The organism is Streptomyces pactum (assembly GCF_016031615.1).
Classification (GTDB): domain Bacteria; phylum Actinomycetota; class Actinomycetes; order Streptomycetales; family Streptomycetaceae; genus Streptomyces; species Streptomyces pactus.
The window spans coordinates 2,576,604-2,599,923 of record NZ_JACYXC010000001.1; the positions used below are offsets into that span (position 1 = coordinate 2,576,604).

Below are 23,320 nucleotides of genomic sequence, written 5' to 3' on the forward strand. Positions count from 1 at the left end.
CTCCCCGGCCGACGCGCACCCCGACCGGCACCTCCCCGGGTCCGGCGGGCACCCCCCGTGGGGCGGGTCGGTGGACCGCCGTCACGGCCGGCCCGGCCGCGACCGGCGGCGGGGCGGCCACCGGCAGGCCCGCGACCGTGCGGCCGGCCACCGGAACGGCCGGGCCCGGTACGGCCGATCGGGGCGATGCTGGTGACGCGAGTGATGCGAGTGGCACGAGCGATCGGCACGACGGGACCCGCGGGTGAGCGGCGGTACCGCCGGGCCGGCCCGCAGGACCGGCCGGCCGGCGGGTGCGGCCGGCGAAACGGGCGCCCGCGCCGCCGAGGTGTCCGGCCGGCCGGACGCCGGGCGAGCGGCCGCGACGGGCATCCCGCGGACCGCCCGCGAACGACCGGGGGCGGCCCGACACGCGACCGGACGGCGACCGGGCCGCGACCCGGCGGGGCGCCACGCGGACCGGGGCCGTGGGATCATGGAGGGCCGGCCGGACGGCCCCGGCGGCCGTGGGGCTCCGGCGCCCCGGCCCCTCCCCCTCACTCCCTCACCCCACCCCCTCCGGCTCCACGCGGGTCCCGCCGCCGTTCCGTCGCCGCAGGGGCTCCCGTCCGAGGAGACATCCGCCCATGAGCGTGCCCACCCTGCCCCGGCGTCCGGCCCGTGCGGTGTTCGCCGTGCTGGCGGCCGTGGCGGTGCTCGTGCCCGCCGCGATCCACCTCTCGCCCGGAGGCGGTCCCGGCGTACGGTCCGCCGCCGCCCCGCCGGCCCCCGGCGCGGTGGCCCCCGCCTCGTCGGGCGCCTGGGTGGGCACCTGGGCCACCGCCCCCTCGGCCCCCGAACCGCGCAGCTGGGACGGGTACGCGGGCATGTCCATACGGAACGTGGTGCACACCAGCATCGGCGGCACCGGGGTGCGCATCCACCTCTCCAACCTCTACGGGGCCCGGCCGCTGGCCTTCACCCACGTTTCGGTGGCGGTGGCCGCCACCGACGGCGGCCCGGCCGCCGTGCCCGGCACCCTGCGGCGGCTGACCTTCGCCGCCCGCACCTCGGTGACCGTGCCGGCGGGCCGTACGACCGTCAGCGACCCGGTGCCGCTCACCGTGCCGGCCGCCGCCGACCTGCTGGTCAGCACCTACTCGCCGGCGCCCTCCGGCCCGGTCACCTACCACCCGCACGCCCGGCAGACGTCCTACCTGGCCCGTGGCGAGCACACCCTGGACCACCGCGGCACGGCGTACACCGAGCAGAGCCCCTCCTGGCGCTACCTCGCCGCCGTCGACGTCCGGTCCGAGGAGGCGCAGGGCGCGGTGGCGGTCCTCGGCGACTCCATCACCGACGGCGTCACCTCCACCCCGGGCGCCAACCACCGCTGGCCGGACTTCCTCGCCGCCCGGCTGCGCGACGAGCCCGGGGCGCCCCGGTACGGCGTGCTCAACGCGGGCATCAGCGGCAACCGGGTGCTCACCGACGGCAACCCGTACCGGCGGTCCAACCCCAGCGGGCTCAGCCGGTTCGAGCGCGATGTGCTCGCCCGGGCCGGGGTGCGCGCCGTGGTGATCGAACTCGGCATCAACGACATCCTGCGCGACCCCCGTCTGGCCACCGGCCCCGAACCGCTGCTGGCCGGGCTGCGGCAGCTCACCCGGCAGGCACACGCCCGCGGTCTGCGGGTGACCGGCGGCACCCTGACCCCGTTCCAGGGGTACCGCCGCCACCGGCCCGGGCTGGAGGAGCTGCGGCAGCGGGTGAACCGGGAGATCCGGGCCGGCACCGTCTTCGACGCGGTCGTGGACTTCGACCGCGCGCTGCGCGACCCGGCCCGGCCGCTCCGGCTGCTGCCGGCGTACGACTCGGGCGACCATCTCCACCCCAGCGACGCGGGGTACCGGGCGATGGCCCACGCACTGGACCTGGACGTCCTGGCCGGCCGGGCGGCCGCCGCGCTCTGAACCCCGCGCCCGCCGCACGGCGCTGCGCCCGGTGACCCGTACGGTCACCCGCGCCCCGGACCGTACCGGCGGCCCGCACCGGCCCGGGCGCCCACATCCCCCCGTGAGACGGCCCGGAGGCGACCCCGGAGGCGACCCGGAGCCGGCCCGAAAGCGGCTCAGTCGCCGGAGCCGCCGCCACCCTCGTGACCGCCGCCACCCTCGTGACCGCCGTGGCCGCCTCCGCCGCCATGACCGCTGTGGCCACCGTGACCGCCGGAACTCCCGTGGCCCCCGTGCCCGCCGTGGCCCTGGACGCCACCGCCCTGGCCGCTGTCGTCGGACCGGCCGTCGTCGCCGGACCGGTCCTCGGCGGCCCCGTCCACCGGGAGGGCCCGGCCGCCGCCGTCCCGCCCGGCGCGCCGGCCGGCCTCCACCCCGCGCCGGCCGGCCTCCAGCGCGCGCCGCCGGTCCTCGCGGCGGCGCGCCTTCGCCGCCTTGCGCTCCGTCTTCAGCCGCTTCAGCTCCGCCTGGCGCGGCTTGCGCACCACCCCGACCCCGCCCCAGAACGCCAGGCCGGTGACGGTGACCCGGGGCGCGCCCGGCTCCCCGACGCCGGCCGCGCGGTGGTCGAAGCCGCCCATGATGCCGACCCCGGTGACGCGTACCTCGACGTCCGGTTCCACCGTCACCTGGAGCCCGCCCATGACGGCGAAGCAGCGCAGCACCACCTCGCGGTCCTCGAAGCGGGCCTCCCGCAGGTCGATCTCGCCGCCGCCCCAGAAACAGAACGCGGTGAAGCGGCGTGGCACCACCCACCGGCCGCGGCGCTCGAACCCGCCCATCACCGCGATCCCGGTACGGCTGGTCGGCGGGTGGCCGATCCGCCCGGACCACCCGGGGCCCGGCTCCTGTGGAGCCACCGCCACGGCGGCCCCCGCCGGCACCGGGAGGTCGCGTACGAGCGGTTCCAGTTCCCCGTGGGTGCGGGCCCGGTACGCCGCGTCGAGACGCTCCTCGAACTCCTCCATGGTCAGCCGGCCCTCCGCCACGGCGTCCCGCAGCGCGTCGGCGACCCGCTCCCGCTCGGCGTCGGAGGCTCGCATGTCGGGGAGGTCCTCTGTCATGGCCACAGCCTAACGACGGTCCGGCACCGCCCCCGAGGAGTCCCGGTCCTGGATCATCCGCGCGATCACGTCCTCGATGTCCGGTTCCCGCACCGACAGATCGACCAGCGGGTAGCGGTCGGCGACCGCGGCCACGATGGGTGCCGCACTGCCGTCCGCCGGGAACGCCAGCCACTGGCGCGGCCCCTCGGTCCGTACCGTCCGCGCCCCGGGCACGTCGATCGGCGGCAACTCCCGCTCCAGATCGACCACCAGGGTGCGCTCGCTCTGCCCCACCGCGTGCAGGCCGTCCAGCCCGCCGTCGTACACCAGCCGGCCGTGGTCGATGACCATCACCCGGCGGCACAACTGCTCGATGTCGGTGAGGTCGTGGGTGGTGAGCAGCACGGTGGTGCCCAGCTCCTCGTTGATCTCCCGCAGGAACCCCCGCACCTTGGCCTTGCTCACCACGTCCAGTCCGATGGTCGGCTCGTCCAGGTAGAGCACCTCCGGGTCGTGCAGCAGCGCGGCGGCGATGTCACCGCGCATCCGCTGCCCCAGCGACAGCTGCCGCACCGGCACCGGCAGCAGCGCTTCCAGGTCGAGCAGTTCCACGCACCGGTCCAGGTTCTCCCGGAACCGCCGCTCGGGGACCCGGTACATCCGGCGCACCAGGGCGTAGGAGTCGCGCAGCGGCAGGTCCCACCAGAGCGTGGTGCGCTGCCCGAAGACCACCCCGATCCGGCGGGCGAGCCGGTGCCGCTCCCGGGACGGGTCCACCCCGGCCACCCGCAGCCGCCCGCCGCTGGGGACCAGGATGCCGGTGAGCATCTTGATGGTGGTGGACTTCCCCGCCCCGTTGGGGCCGATGTAGCCGACCATCTCGCCGCGCGGCACCTTGAAGCTGATGCCGTCCACGGCCCGTACCTCCCGCCGCTCCCGGCGCACCAGCCCGGCCCGGCGCCGCACCACGAACACCTTCTCCACCCCGTCGAGTTCGATGAACCCCGCGTCGTCCCGCGCCATCCGTCCTGCTCCCCTCCCGGCCCGTCCCGGCCGGTCCGTCGTCTCCGCCCGCACCACCTCCGGGCCCGTGTCCCCCGCCGGTACGCGCCCCCCGGCCGGCCGCAACCCCGCCGGCTCCGTCCCCTCCGGCACGTACCGCTCCCGGCCGCCTCCGCCCCGGGCACGCGCATCGCACGCGCACCGCGCATGTGCACCGTCCCCGGCCACCCGCGCGGCCCGCGCGCCACCCCCTGCCCCCGCACCGGGCCCGACGGCCCGCCCGCACCGGACGCACCGGCGGCACGGCCCGCGCGCACCACTCACGCCGGTGCGCGCTCGCGCGCCGTCCGTCCCTGCGCCGTCAGCTCCCGGTGCTCCGGTAGCTGCGCAGCCCCGCCCGCCAGGCCAGTCCGGCCAGCGTGCAGAGCGCCACCGCCACCACGGGCGAGGCGAAGTCCACCCAGCCCGGCAGGCCCAGCGGGTCCGGCCGGCCCAGGATGTGCAGCGCCGGGAGCCAGTTGACGAAGGCCAGCGGGACCACGAAGGTGACCCCGCGCAGCAGCTCGGTGGCGAACACCGTGGGCGGGTACTGGAGCAGGGTGTTCCCGCCGTAGGTGACGGAGTTCTGCACCTCGGCGGCGTCGTTCGCCCAGAACTGGAAGGCCGCGCCGGCCACGAACACCGCCCCGAAGATCGCCGATCCGCTCAGCAGCATCACCGGCAGCAGCAGCACCCGGTCCCAGGTCCACGCCACGTCCACCGCGGTCAGCGACCAGACCAGCACCAGCAGGCCCTGGCTGATCCGGCCCAGCCGGCGCAGCGCGAACCGGTCCGCGGCCACCTGCGCCAGGATCGGCACCGGCCGGACCAGCAGCGTGTCCATCGTGCCGTCACGCACCCGGCGCCCGACCCGCTCCATCGACCCCAGCACCAGGTCGGCGACGCCGAACGCGGTGCTGGTGGTGCCGTACAGGAACGCCACCTCGGCCAGCGAGAACCCGCCGAGGGTGTCCACGTGGGAGAACATCAGCGTGATCGCGGCGAAGTCCAGCACCGTCGCGGCGAAGTTTCCGACCGTGACCATCAGGAACGAGGCCCGGTACGCCATCGTGGAGCGCACCCACATCGCCACGATCAGCCCGTACGCGCGCAGCCCCTGGCCGGCCCGGGACCCCTCGCGCCACCCCTCCTCAGCCACCCTGGACCACCACCTTCCGGGTGGCGGCGGACTGGACGGCCCGTCCGGCGGCGAGCAGGGCCAGCGCCCAGAACACCTGGAAGGCCAGCGCCCGCAGCAGCCCGGTGCCGGTGTGCTGCTGGAGGAACACGTCCGCGGGCACCTGGAAGATCGCCGACCAGGGCAGCACCCGGGCGATCTCCCCGAGCAGGCCCGGGAAGACGGTCAGCGGCAGCAGCATGCCGGAGAAGAACAGGCACAGCAGTGAACTCATCATGGTGACCCCGGAGCCGTCCAGCAGCCAGAAGGCGGTGAGCGCGACCAGGTAGCGCACCGCGAAACCGACGAGCAGCCCGAGCGCCACGGAGAGCAGGAAGGCCGCCCAGGTCAGCGGGGAGCCGGGCAGCCACAGGTCGAAGGCGATGCCGCCCAGTACCATCGGGAGCACGCCCCGGCCCACCAGATGGAAACCGGCCCGCCCCAGGTCCCCGGCGAGCCACCACAGCTGGAGGTCCACGGGGCGGTACAGGTCCACGGCGATGTCGCCGGTACGGATACGCTCCTGCAGTTCCTCCTGGAAGCTGCCGCCCATCAGGGCCGCGGCGGCCAGCAGGGCCTGTCCCAGCCAGACGAAGGTGAGGGCCTGCGACATGTCGTAGCCGCCCAGCCGGGGACGCTGGTCCCACAGCGCGATATAGGTGTAGGCGACGATGAAACCGAAGACGGTGTTGGTGAACACCCCTGCCGCGGTGGCGACCCGGTAGGTCGCGTAGCGTCTGAAGCTGTTCATCGCGACGGCCGCGTACAGCCGCATCACGGCCCTCCCCTGAACGTGCGCACCAAAGCCCACAAGCCTAGTGCGACGGCCCGAGGGGGCGCCAAGCAATATCCACCGGACCGAGTGACGAAGATCATCCGTTCGGCGGGTCACAGACCTGTCACAGGTGCGTGCGGAAGTTGGGCCCGGAACGGATGATGCGACAGTGTTTTATGGGGCGTACCACGCTATTCGCCCGACACGCCACCATTCCGCCGTGCAACCTTCAACGGTGGCCGAGGAGTCTCAGGAGACATGAGCGACGAGCCCCAGCAGCCCGTACCCCGGAAGCCCCAGGACGGGACCGGTCCGGCATCCGGTTCCCCCTCCGGTGACACGTCCGCTTCCGGGTCCGGTTCCCGCTCCGGCCAGGCCCGTGCGCCCCGGGGCTCCGGCGGCACCCCCGGTGACGCCCGTCCCGGCGCACCCGGGACCACCGGGCACCGCGGCTCCGGCGGCACGACCGACGGTACGCCGGGCGGCTCCGCCTCCGGAAGGGGGCCCGGCGGCGGGAGCGGCCGGAAGCCGTTCCCGGCCGCGGGCACCGGCGCGGGCGCGCCGGCCGACCCCCGGCGACCCGCGGACGGCTCCGTCGGCACCGGCACCGGGCGGGGCTCCGGTTCCGCCTCCGGTACGGGCCCCGGCGGCGGTTCCGGCTCCGGTGCGGGCGCGGGCCGCAACCCCGGCGCCGCGGCCGGCGCGGGCGCGGGTGCGGGCCGTACCCCGGGCGCCCAGGGCGCCCCGGGAGCGGGCAGGGGCGCGAAGGCGTCCGGCGGCGGGGCGAACCGCGACCCCGATGTGACGGCGATCACCCCGGCGGTGCCTCCGGTGCCGCCGCGCGACGCACGGCCGGCCGGGAAGCCGGGCACGCCGGCGGGTGCCGGCCCGCGGGCCGGCGCCGGCTCCGCGGCCGGTCCGGGCGGTCCCGCCCGGGGCGGCCGGCCCGGCGGACCCGGCACCGGCGGCACCCCCGCCTTCGGCAGCGCCCCCGGCGGCCCGGCCCCGGGGGCCTTCGGCGCGCGCCGGGACGGCGCGCCCGGAGACCGCCCCGGCACCGGCTCGCCGGCCGGCGGCGCCTCCGAGACGACCGCGCTGCTGGGCGCGGTGCCCGCCGGCGGCCCCGGCCTGCCCGGCGACGGCACCGGAGCACGGCCCGGCGACGGCGCGGGGACGCCCGGCACCGCCGCCGCGACGGCCTCGGCCGGCGCGACGGGCGAGAACGGCAAGAACGGCAAGAAGGGGAAGAAGGCGAAGAAAAAGCGGCCCAAGCGCACCGGCTGGCGCCGGCTGCTGCCCACCTGGCGCATGGTGCTGGGCGCCTTCCTCTTCCTGGTGCTGCTGATCGGCGGCACCCTGGTGGCCGGCTACATGCTGGTGGACATCCCCAAGGCCAACCCCACCGCCATCGCCCAGACCAACGTCTACCTGTACTCCGACGGCACCCCGCTGGCCCGCGACGGCGAGGTCAACCGGGAGAAGATCCGGCTGAGCCAGGTGCCGCTCACCGCCCAGCGCGCGGTGCTGGCCGCCGAGGACCGGGACTTCTACTCGGAGTCGGCGATCAACCCGCTGGCGATGATCCGGGCCGGCTGGAACACCGTCACCGGCAAGGGCAAGCAGTCCGGCTCCACCATCACCCAGCAGTACGTGAAGAACTACTACCTCAACCAGGAGCAGACGGTCTCCCGGAAGGTGAAGGAGTTCTTCATCGCGATCAAGCTGGACAGCGAGGTGAGCAAGGACGACATCCTGGAGGGCTACCTCAACACCAGCTACTTCGGCCGGAACTCCTACGGCATCCAGGCGGCCGCCCAGGCCTACTACGCCAAGGACGTCGAGAAGCTGAAGACCGCCGAGGCGGCGTACCTGGCGACGCTGCTCAACGCGCCCAGCGCCTACGACGTGGTGGCCCACCCGGAGAACAAGAGGGCCGCCGTCGCCCGCTGGAACTACGTGCTCGACGGCATGGTCAAGGAGGGCTGGCTGGACTCCGCCGAGCGGGAGAAGATGACGTTCCCCGCCCCCGGCCCGGTCAAGCCGCAGTCCGGCATGTCCGGCCAGCGCGGCTACCTGGTGGAGGCGGTCGAGGACTACCTCACGCACAACGACATCATCGACGAGCAGACGCTCGCCCGCGGCGGTTACCGGATCACCACCACCATCGACCGGAAGAAGCAGGACGCCTTCGTCGACGCCGTCCAGGACAAGCTGCTGAGCAAGCTGTCGGACGAGCGGGAGGTGGACAAGTACGTCCGGGCCGGCGGCGCCTCGGTCGACCCGAAGACCGGCCAGGTGGTCGCCCTCTACGGCGGTGTGGACTACACCAAGCAGTTCGTCAACAACGCCACCCGGCGCGACTACCAGAACGGCTCGACGTTCAAGCCGTTCGTCTTCACCTCCGCGGTGGAGAACGGTTCCACCACCCAGAGCGGCCAGCCGATCACCCCGAACACCGTCTACGACGGCACCAACAAGCGCCCGGTGGTGGGCTGGGACGGCGGCTCCTACGCACCGGAGAACGAGGACCACGTCTCCTACGGCCCCATCACGGTGACCGAGGCCACCGACAAGTCGGTGAACTCCGTCTACGCCCAGATGGCGGTGGACGTGGGCCCGGAGAAGGTCAAGGACACCGCGGTCAAGCTGGGCCTGCCGGAGAAGACCCCGGACCTCAACCCGTACCCGTCGGTGGCGCTGGGCACCTCCACGGCCAGCGTGCTGGAGATGACCGAGGCGTACGCCACGCTCGCCAACCACGGCCGGCACGGCAACTACACCCTGGTCACGAAGATCACCAAGGACGGCGAGGAGATCGACCTGCCGGGCCGCGGCGAGGTCAAGCAGGTGGTCTCCCGGGCCGCCGCCGACACCACCACCGCGGTGCTGCGCAGCGTGGTCCAGGGCGGCACCGCCACCGCCGCGCAGGCCGCCGGGCGGCCGGCGGCGGGCAAGACCGGTACCGCCGAGGAGGACAAGGCGGCGTGGTTCGCCGGCTACACCCCCGACCTGGTGACCGTGGTCGCGGTGATGGGCCAGAACTCCGAGACCGGTGAGCAGAAACCGCTCTACGGGGCGACCGGCCTGCCGCGCATCAACGGCGGTGGAGCCCCGGCGGAGATCTGGGCCGCGTACACCGCCGATGCGCTGAAGGGGAAGCCGGTCGCCGAGTTCGACCTGAAGACCGACGGTGCCACCGGCACCCCGCAGGCGCCCTCGACGGAGACCCAGCCGCCGGCCGGCACCACTCCGCCGGCCACCGAGGCGCCCCCGACCACCACCCCGCCGACCACCCCGCCGACGGCCACCGGCCCCCACGACGCAGCCGCCCACCGTGCCGCCGACCCAGCCGACCTTCGAACCGCCGACCACCGATCCGACCGGCGGTCCGGGGGGCGAGCCCGGCGGTGACCCGGGTGGCACCGGCGGGGACCCGGGCGGTGACCCCGGCGGAACGTCGGCCGGGCCCGGCGCCCCAACCGGCTGACGCCGCCCGGACCGGGACAGAGCACGACGGAGCCCCGGGACCCGATCGGGTCCCGGGGCTCCGTCGTGTCCGCCGGGGTGGCCGGCCGGCCGCGGCGCCGCCCGGACCCACCGGGGCGGCGGCCGGCCCGCGGGCGGGCGAACGGTTCCCCTGCGGTCGGCCGATCGGGCGGACGAGCGGACACATCGGCCGGCGGCCGGGCCCCGGCAGGGGCGGACGAGCGGACAGGCAGGCGGACGAGCGGACAGGCGGGCGGAGGCCCGGACAGTCGGGCGGCTCAGTGACCGGAGGTGGCCTTCAGGCCGACCACCGCGACCAGCAGCAGGGCCACGAAGAAGATCCGGGCGGCGGTGGCCGGCTCGCCCAGCACCACCATGCCGAAGACGGCCGCGCCGGCGGCCCCGATCCCCACCCAGACGCCGTAGGCGGTGCCGATCGGCAGCGTCCGGGCGGCCTGCGAGAGCAGCGCCATACTGGCCACGATCCCGGCGGCGGTGGCGACGCTGGGCCACAGCCGGGTGAAACCCTCGGTGTACTTCATCCCGATCGACCAGCCCACTTCCAGCAGACCGGCGATCACCAGCAGAACCCACGCCATGACGGCACCTCCGTGCACAGAGCTTCGGCAGCAGATGAGGTGCGTCGTCTTTGCCTGACCCGGTACGGCGCGTCTCGTCGGGATGGTTCCGACCGTAGCAAAGGGCATGGACAAGGGTGGTGACCCAGGTCACCACCCTTGATCCGTCCGCGACGGTGCGCCGGAGGCGGCCCGGCACCGGGGGCGCCCCGCTCACCGGGGATACACGCGCCGGGGATACGTACGCCGGCGAGGTGTGCACGAGGGGACGTGCGGCGCCGGCGAGGTGTGCGCGCCGGACGTGCGACGTCGGGGAAACGTCACGGAGGCGTGCGCGCCGCCGGACGGGCGCGCCGCGGTGGGGGTACGGGTCAGAGGTACAGGCCCGTGGAGTCCTCCGAGCCCTCCAGCCGCTCCGCCGCCACCGCGTGCAGGTCCCGCTCGCGCATCAGCACGTAGGCGACTCCGCGGACCTCCACCTCGGCCCGGTCCTCCGGGTCGTACAGCACCCGGTCGCCGGGCTCGACGGTCCGCACGCTCTGTCCCACCGCGACCACCTCGGCCCAGGCCAGCCGCTTGCCGACGGCGGCGGTGGCCGGGATCACGATGCCGCCGGTGGAGCGGCGCTCCCCCTCGGGGATGTCGGTACGGACCAGCACCCGGTCGTGCAGCATCCGGATGGGCAGCTTGTCATGGGACGTGTTCGTACTCACGCCCATGAAGGTACCTGGCCGCCCGGCAGGCCGCCGCCACCGGTCCGGCCACCGGTCCCGGTCCGGCCGCCGGGGTCCGGCCACGGCCGCGGCCGAGCACCGGGCAGGCCGTCACCGGGTGCGCACCGGGGTGCCGCGCACCCCTCCGCGGGGACGCGATACGCCCTGTCCGGACACCGGACGGGCCGCCGGTCGCACCGGCACCGGGCCCGCCGCGGGCAACCGGTGGCGCGCCCGCGGCCGGCTCAGTCCTGCCGGCGCCGCGACACCACGACCAGCCCGACCACCCCCACGACCAGCAGGGCGATGGGCACGATGCGCTCCATCCGGGGCGACCCGTCCTCCGCGACCAGCCGGCCGCGGGCGTCCGAGACCACCCGGTTGGCGGCCACGTAGGCCCGCCCGGCGGTGCGGTCCACGGTCGCGGCGGCCTTCGCCTTGGCGTCGCCGATGATCGTCCTGGGGTGCATCCGCACCCCGATCTCGTCGAGGGTCACGGCGAGTTCCCGCCGCCTGCGGGCGATGTCCGCCTCGATCTGCGCAGGGGTCCTGGCATCCGACACCGCGCTGCCTCCGTACATGTCCGTCGATCTGGGTCCGTGGTGGACAGTCTGTCAGTTCCGTCCCCCTTGCGCCCCACAGCACCCCCGTTCGCCGACCTGGCTAATGTCGTCACCTACGCACCACACGACACGAGGAGAGCCATGAGCGAGCGACTGAAGCCCGGCGACACCGCCCCGGCCTTCACCCTTCCCGACGCGGACGGCAAGCAGGTGTCGCTCGCCGACCACGCGGGCCGCAAGGTCATCGTCTACTTCTACCCCGCCGCCCTCACGCCGGGCTGCACCAAGCAGGCGTGCGACTTCACCGACAACCTGGACTTCCTCGCCGGCCACGGCTACGACGTCATCGGCATCTCGCCGGACAAGCCGGAGAAGCTGGCGAAGTTCCGCGAGCAGGAGGAGCTGCGGGTCACGCTCCTCGGCGACCCGGACAAGTCGGTGCTCACCGCGTACGGGGCGTTCGGCGAGAAGAAGCTGTACGGCAAGACGGTGACCGGCGTCATCCGCTCCACGGTGATCGTGGACGAGGAGGGGAAGGTCGAGCGCGCCCTGTACAACGTCAAGGCCACCGGCCACGTCGCGAAGATCATCAAGGACCTGGGGCTGTAATCGGGGGAACAGGGAGGACCCGCCGGCCGAGCCCGGGGCACCCGGCCCCGGCCGGCCCTCCGTCCCCGCCGGCGCACCGTCCCCGCCGGCGCACCGGCCCCGCCGGCGCCCCCGGCCCCGCCGCGTCCCGCGGAGGTGGCCCGTCCACGCCCCGCCGGGGCGGTCCGCCCGGGCCGTGCCGACCGGTCCGCCGGGGCCCGGCGCCCACCCGGCCGCCCCGCCCGCCGCGCGACCGCCGAACGAGTAGAGTAAGCGGCGCGTTGGGCCCGTACCCCAGCTGGCCAGAGGGCGCCGGTTTAGGTCCGGTGTGTCGTGGGTTCGAGTCCCACCGGGCCCACGTGACGGCCGGCCCTCCTGTCCTTCGGGGCCGCGGAGGGCCGGCCGGTCCTCCCCGGCCTCAGCTGCCCAGCAGCTCCCGGACCACCGGCGCCAGCGCGCGGAACGCCTTGCCGCGGTGGCTGATGGCGTTCTTCTCCTCCGGGCTCAGCTCGGCGCAGGTCCGGGTCTCGCCCAGCGGCTGGAGGATCGGGTCGTAGCCGAAGCCGCCGGAACCGGCCGGCTCGTGCCGCAGGGTCCCCTCCAGACGTCCCTCCACCACCCGCTCCCGCCCGTCGGGCAGCGCCAGCGCGGCGGCACAGGCGAAGTGCGCGCCGCGGTGGCCGTCGGCGATGTCCGAGATCTGCGCCAGCAGCAGGTCGAGGTTGGCGCGGTCGTCCCCGTGCCGGCCGGACCAGCGGGCGGAGAAGATGCCGGGCGCGCCGCCCAGCACGTCCACGCACAGCCCGGAGTCGTCGGCGACGGCGGGCAGCCCGGTGGCGCGGGCGAGTGCGTGCGCCTTCAGCAGCGCGTTCTCGGCGAAGGTGGTGCCGGTCTCCTTCACATCGGGGATCTCGGGGTAGGCGTCGGCGCCGACGAGTTCGAGGCCGAGCCCGGCCTCGCTCAGGATCGCCCGGAGTTCGGTGACCTTGCCGGCGTTGCGGGTGGCGAGGACCAGGCGGCGGGGCGCCGCGGCGGGGTCTGCGGATTCTGGCTGCATTCCACCGATTATCCGGGTGTGCAGACGTTGGTCAGCTCCCCCAGGGCCTCGGTGACCGGGGTGAGGTCGGGGGTCCGGTCGCCCCGGTCCATGGCGGTCCGCACATTGCCGACCGCCTGGTCGAGGTTCTCCACCGCCTTGGCGACATCGGCGTTGTCGGTGCGGTCGCCCAGCTTGTCCAGGTCGTCCTCCAGCAACTCGATGATCTTGTCGGCCTCCTGCGGGTTGACGGCCGCCCCGGTCAGCGCGTTCTGGAGCTCGTTGACGTCGTTGGTCACCTCCAGCGCGAGCTGGGCGCAGTCCACGGCCTTCTGCACCGAGTCGCAGCCGGTGAGCGCCGGGACGGCGAGCACCAGCGAGGCGGCGGCCAGCGTGCCGGCGGTGGTGGCACGGCGGCGGGCGCCGGCGGCCGGGGCGGTGCGGCGTATGCGGTGGATGGCTGTCATGAGCGGTCCTCCCCCTTCGGGTCCGGCGGCCGGCGCGCGGTGGGTCCGCGGCGCCGGTCTGCCGCCACCTGTATGAACGCCGGGCGGGCCGGTCCGGGTTGCTCATCCGGGACACGGAAAGGATCTCTTGCCCAGGGGCCCGTCACCGGGGAGGAGCCCGCCGCGGGAGCGCCCCGCGGTGACGATGCCCGTGGCGGGGGCGCCCACCGCGGGGTCGCCCCCGGCGGGACCGGTCACCGCAACGCCCGTCGCCGGAAGGAGCCCGTCACCGGAGCGCCCCGCGCCGGACGGCCCGTCACCCCGGGCGGGCCCGCTCCGTCCGCCGGAGCGGCCCGGTCACCCGACGGGCCCCGGCCGCGCGGTCACCGGACGCCGGCGAGCGCCTCCCGCTGGAGTTCGTCGAGCCTGGCGCAGCCGGCGACGGCCAGGTCGAGGAGGCCGTTGAGCTCCTCGCGGGCGAAGGGGACGCCCTCGGCGGTGCCCTGGACCTCCACGAAGCGGCCGTCACCGGTGCAGACCACGTTCATGTCGGTCTCCGCGCGCACGTCCTCCTCGTAGCAGAGGTCCAGCAGCGGGACGCCGTCCACGATGCCGACGCTGACGGCGGCGACGGTGCCGGTGAGCGGCTTGCGGCCGGCCTTGATCAGCTTCTTGCCCTGGGCCCAGGCCACCGCGTCGGCGAGGGCGACGTAGGCACCGGTGATGGCGGCGGTGCGGGTGCCGCCGTCGGCCTGCAGGACGTCGCAGTCGAGGACCACGGTGATCTCGCCGAGGGCCTTGTAGTCGATGACGGCGCGCAGCGAGCGGCCGATCAGCCGGGAGATCTCGTGGGTGCGGCCGCCGATCTTGCCGCGGACGGACTCGCGGTCGCCGCGGGTGTTGGTGGAGCGGGGCAGCATGGCGTACTCGGCGGTGACCCAGCCCTCGCCGCTGCCCTTGCGCCAGCGCGGCACGCCTTCGGTGACGCTGGCGGTGCACAGGACGCGGGTGTCCCCGAAGGAGACGAGGACGGAGCCCTCGGCGTGCTTGCTCCATCCGCGCTCGATGGTCACGGTGCGGAGCTGGTCGGGGGTGCGGCCGTCGATACGAGACATGCGCCCGAGCCTATCCGCTGCGCGTCGGGCCCCGGTCCGGAGCGGTCCGGAACCGGGGCCCGGGGCGCGGCGGGTGCCCGGCGGGCCCGGGGCCCGGGGCCGGGCGGTCCGGGCCGCCCGGGAGGCGGCGCGGCCGGCCTACCGCCGGTCGGCGGGGGTGCTCAGAGCATGTCCTCGATCTCGGCCGCGAGCGGGTCGGCGTCGGTGCCGATGACGACCTGGATGGCGGTGCCCATCTTCACCACGCCGTGGGCGCCGGCCGCCTTGAGGGCGGCCTCGTTGACCAGGGCGGGGTCGGAGACCTCGGTGCGCAGGCGGGTGATGCAGCCCTCGATCTCCTCGATGTTGTCGATACCGCCGAGCCCGGCGACGATCTTTTCAGCCTTGCTGGCCATGGCCTCTCCTGTTGTCTCGGCCCTTCGGCGATACCGGTCAGGCGATACCGACGAGCGGTTTTCATACGGTAACCACGTTCAGCCCAGCTTCGCAGGCGTGTGCCCGTCACCTGACGAAGGATGACGGTCATCCGGTGCCGCGCCCCCGACGGGGAACGGTGGCGCCGAACCGCTACGCGAGTGGTCTACACCATTATGCGCCAAGGGTCACGCCGACCGCCGCCGGGAGGGCCTGGATGAGTTCGTCGAGCGCCGCGTCCGCACCGGGGGCGCCGGAGCGCCGCTGGACCTCCGTCCTGTTCCAGGGACTGCAGAAGATGGGACGGAGCCTGCAACTGCCGATCGCGGTGCTGCCCGCGGCCGGCATCCTCAACCGGCTGGGCCAGCCCGACGTGTTCGGCGCCGACGGCCTGGGCTGGAACGACGTGGCCAAGGTGTTCGCCGGCGCGGGTGGCGCGCTGCTCGACCCGGTGCTCGGACTGCCGCTGCTGTTCTGCGTGGGGGTGGCCATCGGGATGGCGCGGAAGGCCGACGGTTCGACGGCGCTGGCCGCGGTCGCCGGGTTCCTCGTCTACCACAACGTGCTGGCGCAGTTCCCGGACGCCGACGGGGAGCCGCGGAACCCGGGGGTGTTCGGCGGCATCGTGCTGGGCCTGTTCTCAGCCTGGGTGTGGCAGCGCTACCACCGGACCCGGCTGGTGGACTGGCTGGGCTTCTTCAACGGGCGGCGGCTGGTCCCCATCCTGATGTCCTTCATCGGGGTGCTCTTCGCGGTGGCGTGCCTGGGGGTGTGGCCGCCGGTGGGCGGCGCGCTGGAGCACTTCAGCGACTGGCTGACCGAGCTGGGGGGCGTGGGGGGTCGGGGCTGTTCGGGGTGGCGAACCGGGCGCTGCTGACGGTCGGCATGCACCAGTTCCTCAACACGTTCGCCTGGTACCAGTACGGCGAGTGGCGGGCGCCGGACGGCCGCGTCTACCAGGGGGACATCAACCGCTTCCTGCACGGCGACCCGCACGCGGGCATCTTCACCTCCGGGTTCTTCCCGATCATGATGTTCGCGCTGCCCGCCGCCGCGCTGGCCATCGCCCACTGCGCGCGGCCGGAGCGGCGCAAGGAGGTGGCCGGGATGATGCTCTCGGTGGGGCTGACCTCGCTGGTCACCGGGATCACCGAGCCGATCGAGTACTCCTTCCTCTTCGTCGCCCCGGCGCTCTACGCCATCCACGCGGTGCTCACCGGTGTCTCGATGGCGGTGACCTGGGGGCTGGGGGTGCACGACGGGTTCAGCTTCTCGGCCGGGCTGATCGACTACCTGATCAACTGGGGGCTGGCGACGAAACCGTGGCTGATCATCCCGGTCGGGCTGTGCTTCGCGGTCGTGTACTACGTGGTGTTCCGCACGGTGATCCTCCGGTTCGACCTGCCGACGCCCGGGCGGGAGCGGGACGCGGAGCGGGCGGAGGAGGAGAACGTCCGGCCCTGAGCGGCGCGGGGGGCGCGGGGAGATCCGGGAGCGGCGGGCCCGGGAGGGGGCGGGCCCGTGGTGCCGGCCGGGGGCACGTCCGCGGCTCCCGCCGTCACGGGCGTTCCGTGGCGCTCCCGGTACGGGCGGCCTGCCGCGCCGGCCGCGGGGCCGGGTCACCCGGCCCCCGGGCCGGGTGCGGCACCGCCGCCGCGCCTGCCGGAAAAGGCCGGTGCCGCACCCACCGGGGAGGCCGGCGGCAAGGCCCCGTAGGGGGTCCGGTCAGGCCCCGATAACGATGTGGTTTAGACCATATGAAAGCATAGAACCTTGCATTCCTTCCCTGGCCACCCCCGTGTTACAACAGGTCTAAACCACTCAGTGGTGTAGACCAGACGCGGGCTGTTCCCCCTCTTCGAGTGCCCGCCTCACCAGGAGGAATCCCATGAGTTCGGCCACCGCGACGGCCGGTCCCGCGAAGAAGAAGTGGGGCTCGGGCGCGATCCAGGGTATGCAGAAGATCGGCCGCAGCCTCCAGCTGCCGGTGGCCGCACTGCCCGCCGCCGGTCTGCTCAGCCGCCTCGGCCAGGATGACGCCCTGGGCAAGGACGGGCTGGGCTGGAACAAGCTCGCCGAGGTGTGTGCGCACGCCGGTGGCGCGCTCTTCGGCACCAACCTGGCGCTGCTGTTCTGCGTCGGTGTCGCCATCGGCTTCGCCAAGAAGGCGGACGGCTCCACCGCCTTCGCCGCGCTGGTCGGCTTCCTCGTCTACCACGAGGTGCTGAACGGCTTCGTCTCCGATGTGACGGGCAAGCCGCAGGACCCGGGCGTGCTGGGCGGCATCGTGGTCGGTCTGACCGCCGCCGTGCTGTGGGAGAAGTACCACCGCACCCGGCTCCCCGACTGGCTGGGCTTTTTCAGCGGACGCCGCTTCATCCCGATCCTGATGTCGTTCGCGGGTCTGGGCTACGGCCTGATCTTCGGCTACGCCTGGGGTCCGATCGGCGACGGGCTGAACAACTTCTCCGAGTGGCTGTCGGACAACGGCTCGCTGGGCTCCGGCATCTTCGGTGTGGTCAACCGTCTGCTGATCCCCATCGGCATGCACATGCTGCTGAACTCCTTCGCCTGGTTCCAGTTCGGTGAGTTCACCGTGGACGGCGAGACCTTCCGGGGCGACATCGCGCGCTACATGCACGACGACCCGACCTCCGGAATGTTCATGACCGGCTTCTTCCCGATCATGATGTTCGCGCTGCCCGCCGCCGGTCTGGCCATCGCGCACTGCGCCCGCCCCGAGCGCCGCAAGGCCGTGCTCGGCATGATGCTCTCCATCTCGCTGACGGCGTTCGTCACCGGCGTCACCGAGCCGCTGGAGTTCTCCTTCATGTTCATCGCGCCGGTGCTGTACGGCATCCACGCGGTGCTCACCGGTGTCTCCATGGCGGTGACCTGGGCGCTGGGCATCCGCGGCGGCTTCACCTTCTCCGGTGGTCTGATCGACTACCTGCTGGGCTACTCGCACGGTGAGAAGGTCTGGATGCTGATCCCGGTCGGCCTGGTCTTCGCCGTCATCTACTACGTGGTCTTCCGCCTGGCGATCCTCAAGTTCAACCTGCCCACCCCGGGCCGTGAGCCGGAGGACACCCTGGACGACGCCGCGGCCGAGGCGGCCGCGGAGGCCGCCGCGGCGGAGAAGAAGGCGGCCCGCAAGGCGGCCCGTACCGCCCAGGTGCCCGAGCAGGGCGGCGGACAGGGCGCCGGAGCCGGCAAGACCGGCCCCAGCAGCTGATCCGGCCGGACACCTCGTACGGCGGCGGGCCCCGGAACCGGGAAGGTTCCGGGGCCCGCCGCCGTACGCCGTCACGCCGCCCACCGTGCGCCGGAGCAGGCCGGGCGGGGGGGGCCGGGGCGTCCGGCGCGGTCCTACACCTGGTAGACCGCGCCGGCGGCGGCGAGTTCCACCGGCCCGTCGAAGACCTCCTGGGCGTCGCGCCGGTTGATCCGCGGGTCGGTCCACGGCGGGATGTGGGTGAGGAGCAGCGTGCCGACCCCCGCCGCCCGCGCGTGCTCACCGGCCTCCCGGCCGTTGAGGTGGAGGTCCGGGATGTCCTCCTTGCCGTGGGTGAAGGCCGCCTCGCACAGGAAGAGGTCGGCGCCGGTGGCCAGCTTCCGCAACTCCTCGCAGGGGCCGGTGTCACCGGAGTAGACCAGGCTCCGCCCGCCGTGCTCGATCCGGAAGCCGAACGCCTCCACCGGGTGGCAGACCCGGGCGGCACGCACCGTGAACGGGCCGACGGTGAAGGTGCCGGGGGTCAGGGTGCGGAAGTCGAAGACCTCGCCCATGCAGCTCTCGTCGGGCACGTCGTCGTAGGCGCGGACCAGCCGCTGCTCGGTGCCCTCGGGGCCGTACACCGGGATGGGACGGGGCCGTCCGCCGTCGAACCGGTAGTAGCGGGCGACGAAGTAACCGCACATGTCGATGCAGTGATCGGGGTGGAGGTGCGACAGCGCGATGGCGTCGAGGTCGTACAGCCCGATGTGGCGCTGCAACTCTCCGAGGGCACCGTTGCCCATGTCGAGCAGCAGCCGGAAGCCGTCGGCCTCTACGAGGTAGCTCGAACAGGCCGATTCCGCGGAGGGGAACGACCCGGAGCATCCGACGACGGTGAGCTTCATGAAGCAGGAACCTCCTTGGGGGTCCCCATGCCGAGGGCCAGGGGCGGGTCCGGGGTCATGCGGTGCCCCTGAGCGTATGCGGGACACGCCCCGGCCGCTCCTGTGTGAGGCCGGGTTGTGGCTGGAATCACCAGGACGGCGGGGACGTTCCGGAGCCGGTCACCACGGCCCCCGCGGGCCCCGACGGGGGCGCCGCCCGGCGGCGTGCGGACCCGGTTCCGCGCCCCCGCGGAGCCGTTCCGGGCCGGACCCCGCGGACCCCGGCGCGCCGTTCCGACCGGGCCCCCGCGGACCCCGGCGCGCCGTTCCGGTCAGGTCCCGCCCGGCCGGCGTACGGTCCCGGCCGCACCCGTCGCGTGCGGCCCCGGACGCACCTGCCCGTACGGCCCTCGCCGCACCCGGCCGTCGTACCGCCCCCGCCGCAACCGTCACACGGCCCCGGCCGGAGGTGTCCCCGGCCGGCCCCGAACCCGCGTGCGGGTCCCGGCCGGACGCCGGGCGGGCGGTCGACGGGTGCGCGCCCCGCGTCCGCCCGTACCGCCGCGGGGTGCCAGGATGCGCGCATGACACAGATCATCAAGGGCGGAAACGTTCCGCTCAGCGGCGAGCCGATGCGGGTCGCGGTCGTCCGCCGTTCCGGCGGGCCGGGGGTGCCGGACATCGACGCGGCCGCGCTGCTGGTCGCCGCGGACGGCACGGTCCGGGACCGTGCCGACCTGGTCTTCTACAACCAGCCCGAACACGCGGCCAGCGGGGTACGGCTGCTGGGGAACGTCCGGGGCGAGGACGGGGTGGTCGCGGACTGGCTGGAGTTCGACCCCGGCCGGGTCGAGCCGTCGGTGGACCGGATCGTGATCGCGGCGTCCTGCGACGGCGGGACGTTCGGGGAGGTCGCCGGGCTGTACCTGCGCGCGGTGAGCGCGGCCACGGGCGAGCAGCTGGCGATGTACACCATCGACGACGCCACGACGGAGACGGCGATCCTGCTGGGCGAGTTCTACCGCCGGAACGGCGGGTGGAAGTTCCGCGCCGTGGGTCAGGGGTACGACTCCGGGCTGCCGGGGCTGGCCGCGGACTTCGGGTTCTCCGCGCCGGGCGAGGGCCCCGAGCCCGACGAGGCCCCCGCCCCGGACGGGGCCTTCGCGCCGTACGGGAACTCCGCACCGGACGGGACCCCGGACCCGGACGGGTCCCTCGGCTCGGGCCCGACTCCGGAAGCGGCACCGGCGCCGGCCTCCGCGCCCGTTCCCTTCGCCCCGCCGTCCGCCGCCGCACCGGCCGGCGCCGTCCCGTTCGCCCCGCCGGCCCCCGCGCCCGTTCCCTTCGGCGCACCGTCCGCCGCGGCGGAAGCCCCGGCCGCCGGTGCCCCAGCCCCCGGTGCCCCGGCCGGCAGTGCCACGGCCGGCAGTGCCACGGCCGGCGGCCCTGCCGCCACCGGCGTCACCGGCGTCACGGAACCGGCGGACGCCACCGGCCCGGCCGCCGGTGCCCCGGACCCGGCCCCCGGCTCACCGCTCCCCGGCACCCTCCCGGTGCGGCTCAACGACCTTCCGGCCGGCATGGGGCCGGAGTTCCCGCAGGTCGAGCACATCGGGCGGGACACCGAGGTGGTGGAACCCGGCATCACCCTCCCGCGCGGCTTCGTGGTGGTCGACGTGCTCACCCGGGAGGGCGGGTTCATCGAGGTCACCACGTTGACGGTGCGCAAGCGCCGGTGGCGGAACGTCCTGACCAGCCGGCTGCGGAACCTGCGCGGGGTGGGCGTGTTCCACCACGACGGGAACACACCGATACGGCTGCGGGTCGACGCGCGCGGCCAGTGGATGATCCGGCTGCGGCCGGTCTCCACGCTGCGTCCGTTCGACGGTCCGCTGGAGGGGCACGGGCCCGAGGTCCTGGCCCACGCCGGGGACGCCACGGACGTGAAGTGCCGCTTCCTGGGCGACGAGGAGAAGGACGGCTACTTCGGGCTGCACCTGCTCCGGCGCGGTGGGCACCGGGACTTCGTGTGCAGCCGGCTGGGCCGGGGCCGGAGCAGCGGCTCCCTGCCGGCGGGCCCGCGGCTGGTGGTGGTCGAGGCCGCCGGCGGCTGGTCCCTGGAGCCCCGCCCGGCGGGCAGCGGCTTCTGGTCCCGCCGCCGGTGACCGCGTACCGCGGATCGTGCCGGGGACCGGCCCGGCACGATCCGGCGGGCGGGCGTCAGGCCCAGAGCTGGCCGTGCAGGGTCGCGATCGCCTCTTCGGTGGTGGCGGCGGTGTAGACCCCGGTGGACAGGTACTTCCAGCCGCCGTCGGCGACGACGAAGACCACGTCGGCCCGCTCGCCGGCGGCCACCGCCTTGCGCGCGACACCGAGCGCGGCGTGCAGCGCGGCGCCGGTGGACACCCCCGCGAAGATGCCCTCCTGGGCGAGGAGTTCCCGGGTCCGGGCCACCGCGTCCTCGGAGCCGACGGAGAACCGGGTGGTGAGCACCGACTCGTCGTACAGCTCGGGGACGAAGCCCTCGTCGAGGTTGCGCAGTCCGTAGACCACGTCGTCGTAGCGGGGTTCGGCGGCCACGATCCGCACCCCGGGGACGTGCTCGCGCAGGTAGCGGCCGACCCCCATCAGGGTGCCGGTGGTGCCCAGTCCGGCCACGAAGTGGGTGATGGAGGGCAGGTCGGCGAGGATCTCCGGGCCGGTGGTGGCGTAGTGGGCGCCCGCGTTGTCCGGGTTCCCGTACTGGTAGAGCATGATCCAGTCCGGGTGCTCGGCGGCCAGCTCCTTGGCGACCCGGACGGCGGTGTTGGAACCACCGGCGGCGGGCGAGGAGATGATCTCCGCTCCCCACATGGCGAGCAGCTGGCGGCGCTCCTCGCTGGTGTTCTCCGGCATCACGCACACGATGCGGTAGCCCTTGAGCTTGGCCGCCATGGCGAGCGAGATGCCGGTGTTCCCGCTGGTCGGCTCCAGGATGGTGCAGCCGGGGGTCAGCCGCCCGTCCTTCTCGGCCTGTTCGATCATGTGGAGCGCGGGGCGGTCCTTGACCGAGCCGGTCGGGTTCCGGTCCTCCAGCTTCGCCCAGACGGACACGGACTCGGAGGGGGAGAGCCGGGGCAGCCGGACCAGCGGGGTGTTGCCGACCGCGGCCAGCGGACTGTCGTACCGCATCTCAGTGCGCGCCCGCGGTGCCGGTCATCGGGGCGGAGCCGGCAGGACGGGGCTCCGCCCCGGCACCTCCCGCCACGGCCGGCAGGATGGTGACGCTGTCGCCGTCGGAGAGCTTGGTGGCGATGCCGTCCAGGAAGCGCACGTCCTCGTCGTTGAGGTAGACGTTGACGAAGCGGCGCAGCTTGCCGTCCTCGACCAGCCGCGCCTCGATGCCGCTGTAGCGGGACTCCAGGTCGGCGAAGAGCTCGGCGAGCGTGGCGCCCTGGCCCTCGACGGACTTCTGGTCGCCGGTGTAGCTGCGGAGGATGGTCGGGATACGGACCTCGATGGCCATGTGGGGCTCCTGTCGCGGTGAGGGATTGCGGTCGGCAGGCCCGTCCGGCTGCGGCGGCGGGGCAGCGCGCGGGTCCCCCCGGGCCGGCGGCCGGGGGAGGTCGGTGTCGGGGGGTGTGGTCGGACTGGTGGACGGGCGCGACGGCACGGCCCGGCGCGGGTGCGCCCGGCCTATGTGCCGCTCACGTCCTGGACAACCATGCGGGCATCGTATCGATTCCCGGACGGCCCCCCGGAAGGGGATACCGGCATGCGGACGTTCTCCGCTCGCGAGTCGAGACGGGGCGGCTCATCCGTACGTCTCGACGATCCGCACCTCCTCCTCGGTCACCTCGCCGTCCAGGATGCGGAACGACCGGAACTGGACCGGGCCCTCGTCGTTGCCGCACTCGGCGGTGGAGACCAGGACGTAGTGCGCGCCCGGCTCGTTGGCGTAGGAGATGTCGGTGCGCGACGGGTACGCCTCGGTGGCGGTGTGCGAGTGGTAGATGACCACCGGCTCCTCGTCCCGGTCGTCCATCTCCCGGTAGAGCTTGAGCAGATCGCCCGAGTCGAACTCGTAGAACGTGGGCGAGCGGGCCGCGTTGAGCATCGGGATGAACCGCTCGGGCCGGCCGCTGCCGGCCGGACCGGCGACCACGCCGCACGCCTCGTCGGGGTGGTCGGCGCGGGCGTGCGCCACGATCTGGTCGTGGAGGGCCTGGGTGATGGTCAGCATGCCGAAAAGAATACGGGCGACACAC

General features: G+C 74.3%; 17 protein-coding genes, 1 tRNA gene, 4 pseudogenes and 1 riboswitch. Of the genes and pseudogenes, 7 read left to right on the forward strand and 15 right to left on the reverse strand.

Going from position 1 to position 23,320, the window contains the following annotated elements; all coding sequences use genetic code 11:
• Positions 1-626: 626 nt before the first annotated feature.
• Entirely contained in the window at positions 627-1,952 is a 1,326-nt protein-coding gene (locus IHE55_RS10000) for an SGNH/GDSL hydrolase family protein (RefSeq protein ID WP_197988707.1), read from the forward strand.
• A 377-nt stretch (positions 1,953-2,329) separates the two neighbouring features.
• Here the strand turns inward: IHE55_RS10000 and IHE55_RS10005 are convergent.
• The 4 genes and pseudogenes from IHE55_RS10005 to IHE55_RS10020 all read right to left on the reverse strand — a co-directional run.
• A pseudogene (locus IHE55_RS10005) lies at positions 2,330-3,058 on the reverse strand (DUF1707 SHOCT-like domain-containing protein); the annotation flags it as partial.
• A 9-nt stretch (positions 3,059-3,067) separates the two neighbouring features.
• Positions 3,068-4,063: an ABC transporter ATP-binding protein gene (locus IHE55_RS10010; RefSeq protein ID WP_197988708.1), complete on the reverse strand. Its 996-nt coding sequence runs from the start codon at positions 4,061-4,063 to the stop codon at positions 3,068-3,070.
• A 340-nt stretch (positions 4,064-4,403) separates the two neighbouring features.
• Positions 4,404-5,168, reverse strand: coding sequence for an ABC transporter permease (locus IHE55_RS10015; RefSeq protein ID WP_197991911.1), 765 nt, complete (start codon positions 5,166-5,168; stop codon positions 4,404-4,406).
• 64 nt (positions 5,169-5,232) lie between these two features.
• A complete protein-coding gene (locus tag IHE55_RS10020) occupies positions 5,233-6,033 on the reverse strand; it encodes an ABC transporter permease (RefSeq protein WP_197988709.1) in 801 nt (266 codons plus the stop codon).
• Between the two features lie 1,095 nt (positions 6,034-7,128).
• Here IHE55_RS10020 and IHE55_RS10025 point away from each other — a divergent pair.
• Positions 7,129-9,520 (forward strand): annotated as a pseudogene (locus IHE55_RS10025) (transglycosylase domain-containing protein).
• 277 nt (positions 9,521-9,797) lie between these two features.
• Here IHE55_RS10025 and IHE55_RS10030 read toward each other — a convergent pair.
• From IHE55_RS10030 to IHE55_RS10040, 3 genes are all read right to left on the reverse strand, one after another.
• A complete protein-coding gene (locus IHE55_RS10030; protein ID WP_197988710.1) occupies positions 9,798-10,118 on the reverse strand; it encodes a DMT family transporter in 321 nt (106 codons plus the stop codon).
• A gap of 38 nt (positions 10,119-10,156) precedes the next feature.
• Positions 10,157-10,222, reverse strand: a riboswitch (guanidine-III (ykkC-III) riboswitch).
• 246 nt (positions 10,223-10,468) lie between these two features.
• Positions 10,469-10,816 carry a GroES family chaperonin gene (locus IHE55_RS10035; RefSeq protein ID WP_197988711.1) on the reverse strand — a complete coding sequence of 116 codons (348 nt, stop codon included), beginning with the start codon at positions 10,814-10,816 and terminating at the stop codon, positions 10,469-10,471.
• Positions 10,817-11,055: 239 nt separating this feature from the next.
• Positions 11,056-11,373 (reverse strand): DUF3618 domain-containing protein, encoded by a 318-nt coding sequence (locus IHE55_RS10040; RefSeq protein ID WP_197988712.1) that lies wholly within the window; start codon positions 11,371-11,373, stop codon positions 11,056-11,058.
• A gap of 141 nt (positions 11,374-11,514) precedes the next feature.
• On the opposite strand from IHE55_RS10040, the gene bcp reads away from it, so the two are divergent.
• Together bcp and IHE55_RS10050 are read left to right on the forward strand one after the other, a co-directional pair.
• Complete coding sequence (gene bcp, locus IHE55_RS10045) at positions 11,515-11,982, forward strand: thioredoxin-dependent thiol peroxidase (protein WP_197988713.1); 468 nt, start codon at positions 11,515-11,517, stop codon at positions 11,980-11,982.
• A gap of 262 nt (positions 11,983-12,244) precedes the next feature.
• Positions 12,245-12,319 (forward strand) — tRNA-Leu (locus IHE55_RS10050).
• Positions 12,320-12,379: 60 nt separating this feature from the next.
• Here IHE55_RS10050 and rdgB read toward each other — a convergent pair.
• The 4 genes and pseudogenes from rdgB to IHE55_RS10070 form a co-directional block, all read right to left on the reverse strand.
• Positions 12,380-13,018, reverse strand: coding sequence for an RdgB/HAM1 family non-canonical purine NTP pyrophosphatase (rdgB, locus tag IHE55_RS10055; protein ID WP_197988714.1), 639 nt, complete (start codon positions 13,016-13,018; stop codon positions 12,380-12,382).
• 8 nt (positions 13,019-13,026) lie between these two features.
• The gene (locus IHE55_RS10060) at positions 13,027-13,464 is read right to left on the reverse strand and encodes a hypothetical protein (protein ID WP_232265512.1); all 438 of its coding nucleotides are present in this window, start codon (positions 13,462-13,464) and stop codon (positions 13,027-13,029) included.
• Between the two features lie 362 nt (positions 13,465-13,826).
• Positions 13,827-14,558: a ribonuclease PH gene (gene rph, locus IHE55_RS10065; protein ID WP_197988715.1), complete on the reverse strand. Its 732-nt coding sequence runs from the start codon at positions 14,556-14,558 to the stop codon at positions 13,827-13,829.
• A 161-nt stretch (positions 14,559-14,719) separates the two neighbouring features.
• Positions 14,720-14,962: pseudogene (locus IHE55_RS10070) on the reverse strand (PTS sugar transporter subunit IIB); the annotation flags it as partial.
• A 227-nt stretch (positions 14,963-15,189) separates the two neighbouring features.
• Here IHE55_RS10070 and IHE55_RS10075 point away from each other — a divergent pair.
• A pseudogene (locus IHE55_RS10075) lies at positions 15,190-16,436 on the forward strand (PTS transporter subunit EIIC).
• A gap of 424 nt (positions 16,437-16,860) precedes the next feature.
• Positions 16,861-18,207, forward strand: a complete 1,347-nt coding sequence (locus IHE55_RS10080; RefSeq protein WP_197988717.1) for a PTS transporter subunit EIIC — start codon at positions 16,861-16,863, stop codon at positions 18,205-18,207.
• 134 nt (positions 18,208-18,341) lie between these two features.
• Here the strand turns inward: IHE55_RS10080 and IHE55_RS10085 are convergent, their stop codons facing one another.
• Complete coding sequence (locus IHE55_RS10085) at positions 18,342-19,094, reverse strand: MBL fold metallo-hydrolase (protein WP_197988718.1); 753 nt, start codon at positions 19,092-19,094, stop codon at positions 18,342-18,344.
• A gap of 563 nt (positions 19,095-19,657) precedes the next feature.
• Between IHE55_RS10085 and IHE55_RS10090 the strand changes: the two genes are divergently transcribed.
• Positions 19,658-21,238 (forward strand): TerD family protein, encoded by a 1,581-nt coding sequence (locus IHE55_RS10090; protein WP_197988719.1) that lies wholly within the window; start codon positions 19,658-19,660, stop codon positions 21,236-21,238.
• Between the two features lie 55 nt (positions 21,239-21,293).
• Here the strand turns inward: IHE55_RS10090 and IHE55_RS10095 are convergent, their stop codons facing one another.
• The 3 genes from IHE55_RS10095 to IHE55_RS10105 form a co-directional block, all read right to left on the reverse strand.
• Positions 21,294-22,244, reverse strand: a complete 951-nt coding sequence (locus IHE55_RS10095; RefSeq protein WP_197988720.1) for a PLP-dependent cysteine synthase family protein — start codon at positions 22,242-22,244, stop codon at positions 21,294-21,296.
• Between the two features lies 1 nt (position 22,245).
• Positions 22,246-22,578 (reverse strand): MoaD/ThiS family protein, encoded by a 333-nt coding sequence (locus tag IHE55_RS10100; protein ID WP_197988721.1) that lies wholly within the window; start codon positions 22,576-22,578, stop codon positions 22,246-22,248.
• 288 nt (positions 22,579-22,866) lie between these two features.
• The gene (locus tag IHE55_RS10105) at positions 22,867-23,295 is read right to left on the reverse strand and encodes a M67 family metallopeptidase (RefSeq protein WP_197988722.1); all 429 of its coding nucleotides are present in this window, start codon (positions 23,293-23,295) and stop codon (positions 22,867-22,869) included.
• Between the last annotated feature and the right edge of the window lie 25 nt (positions 23,296-23,320).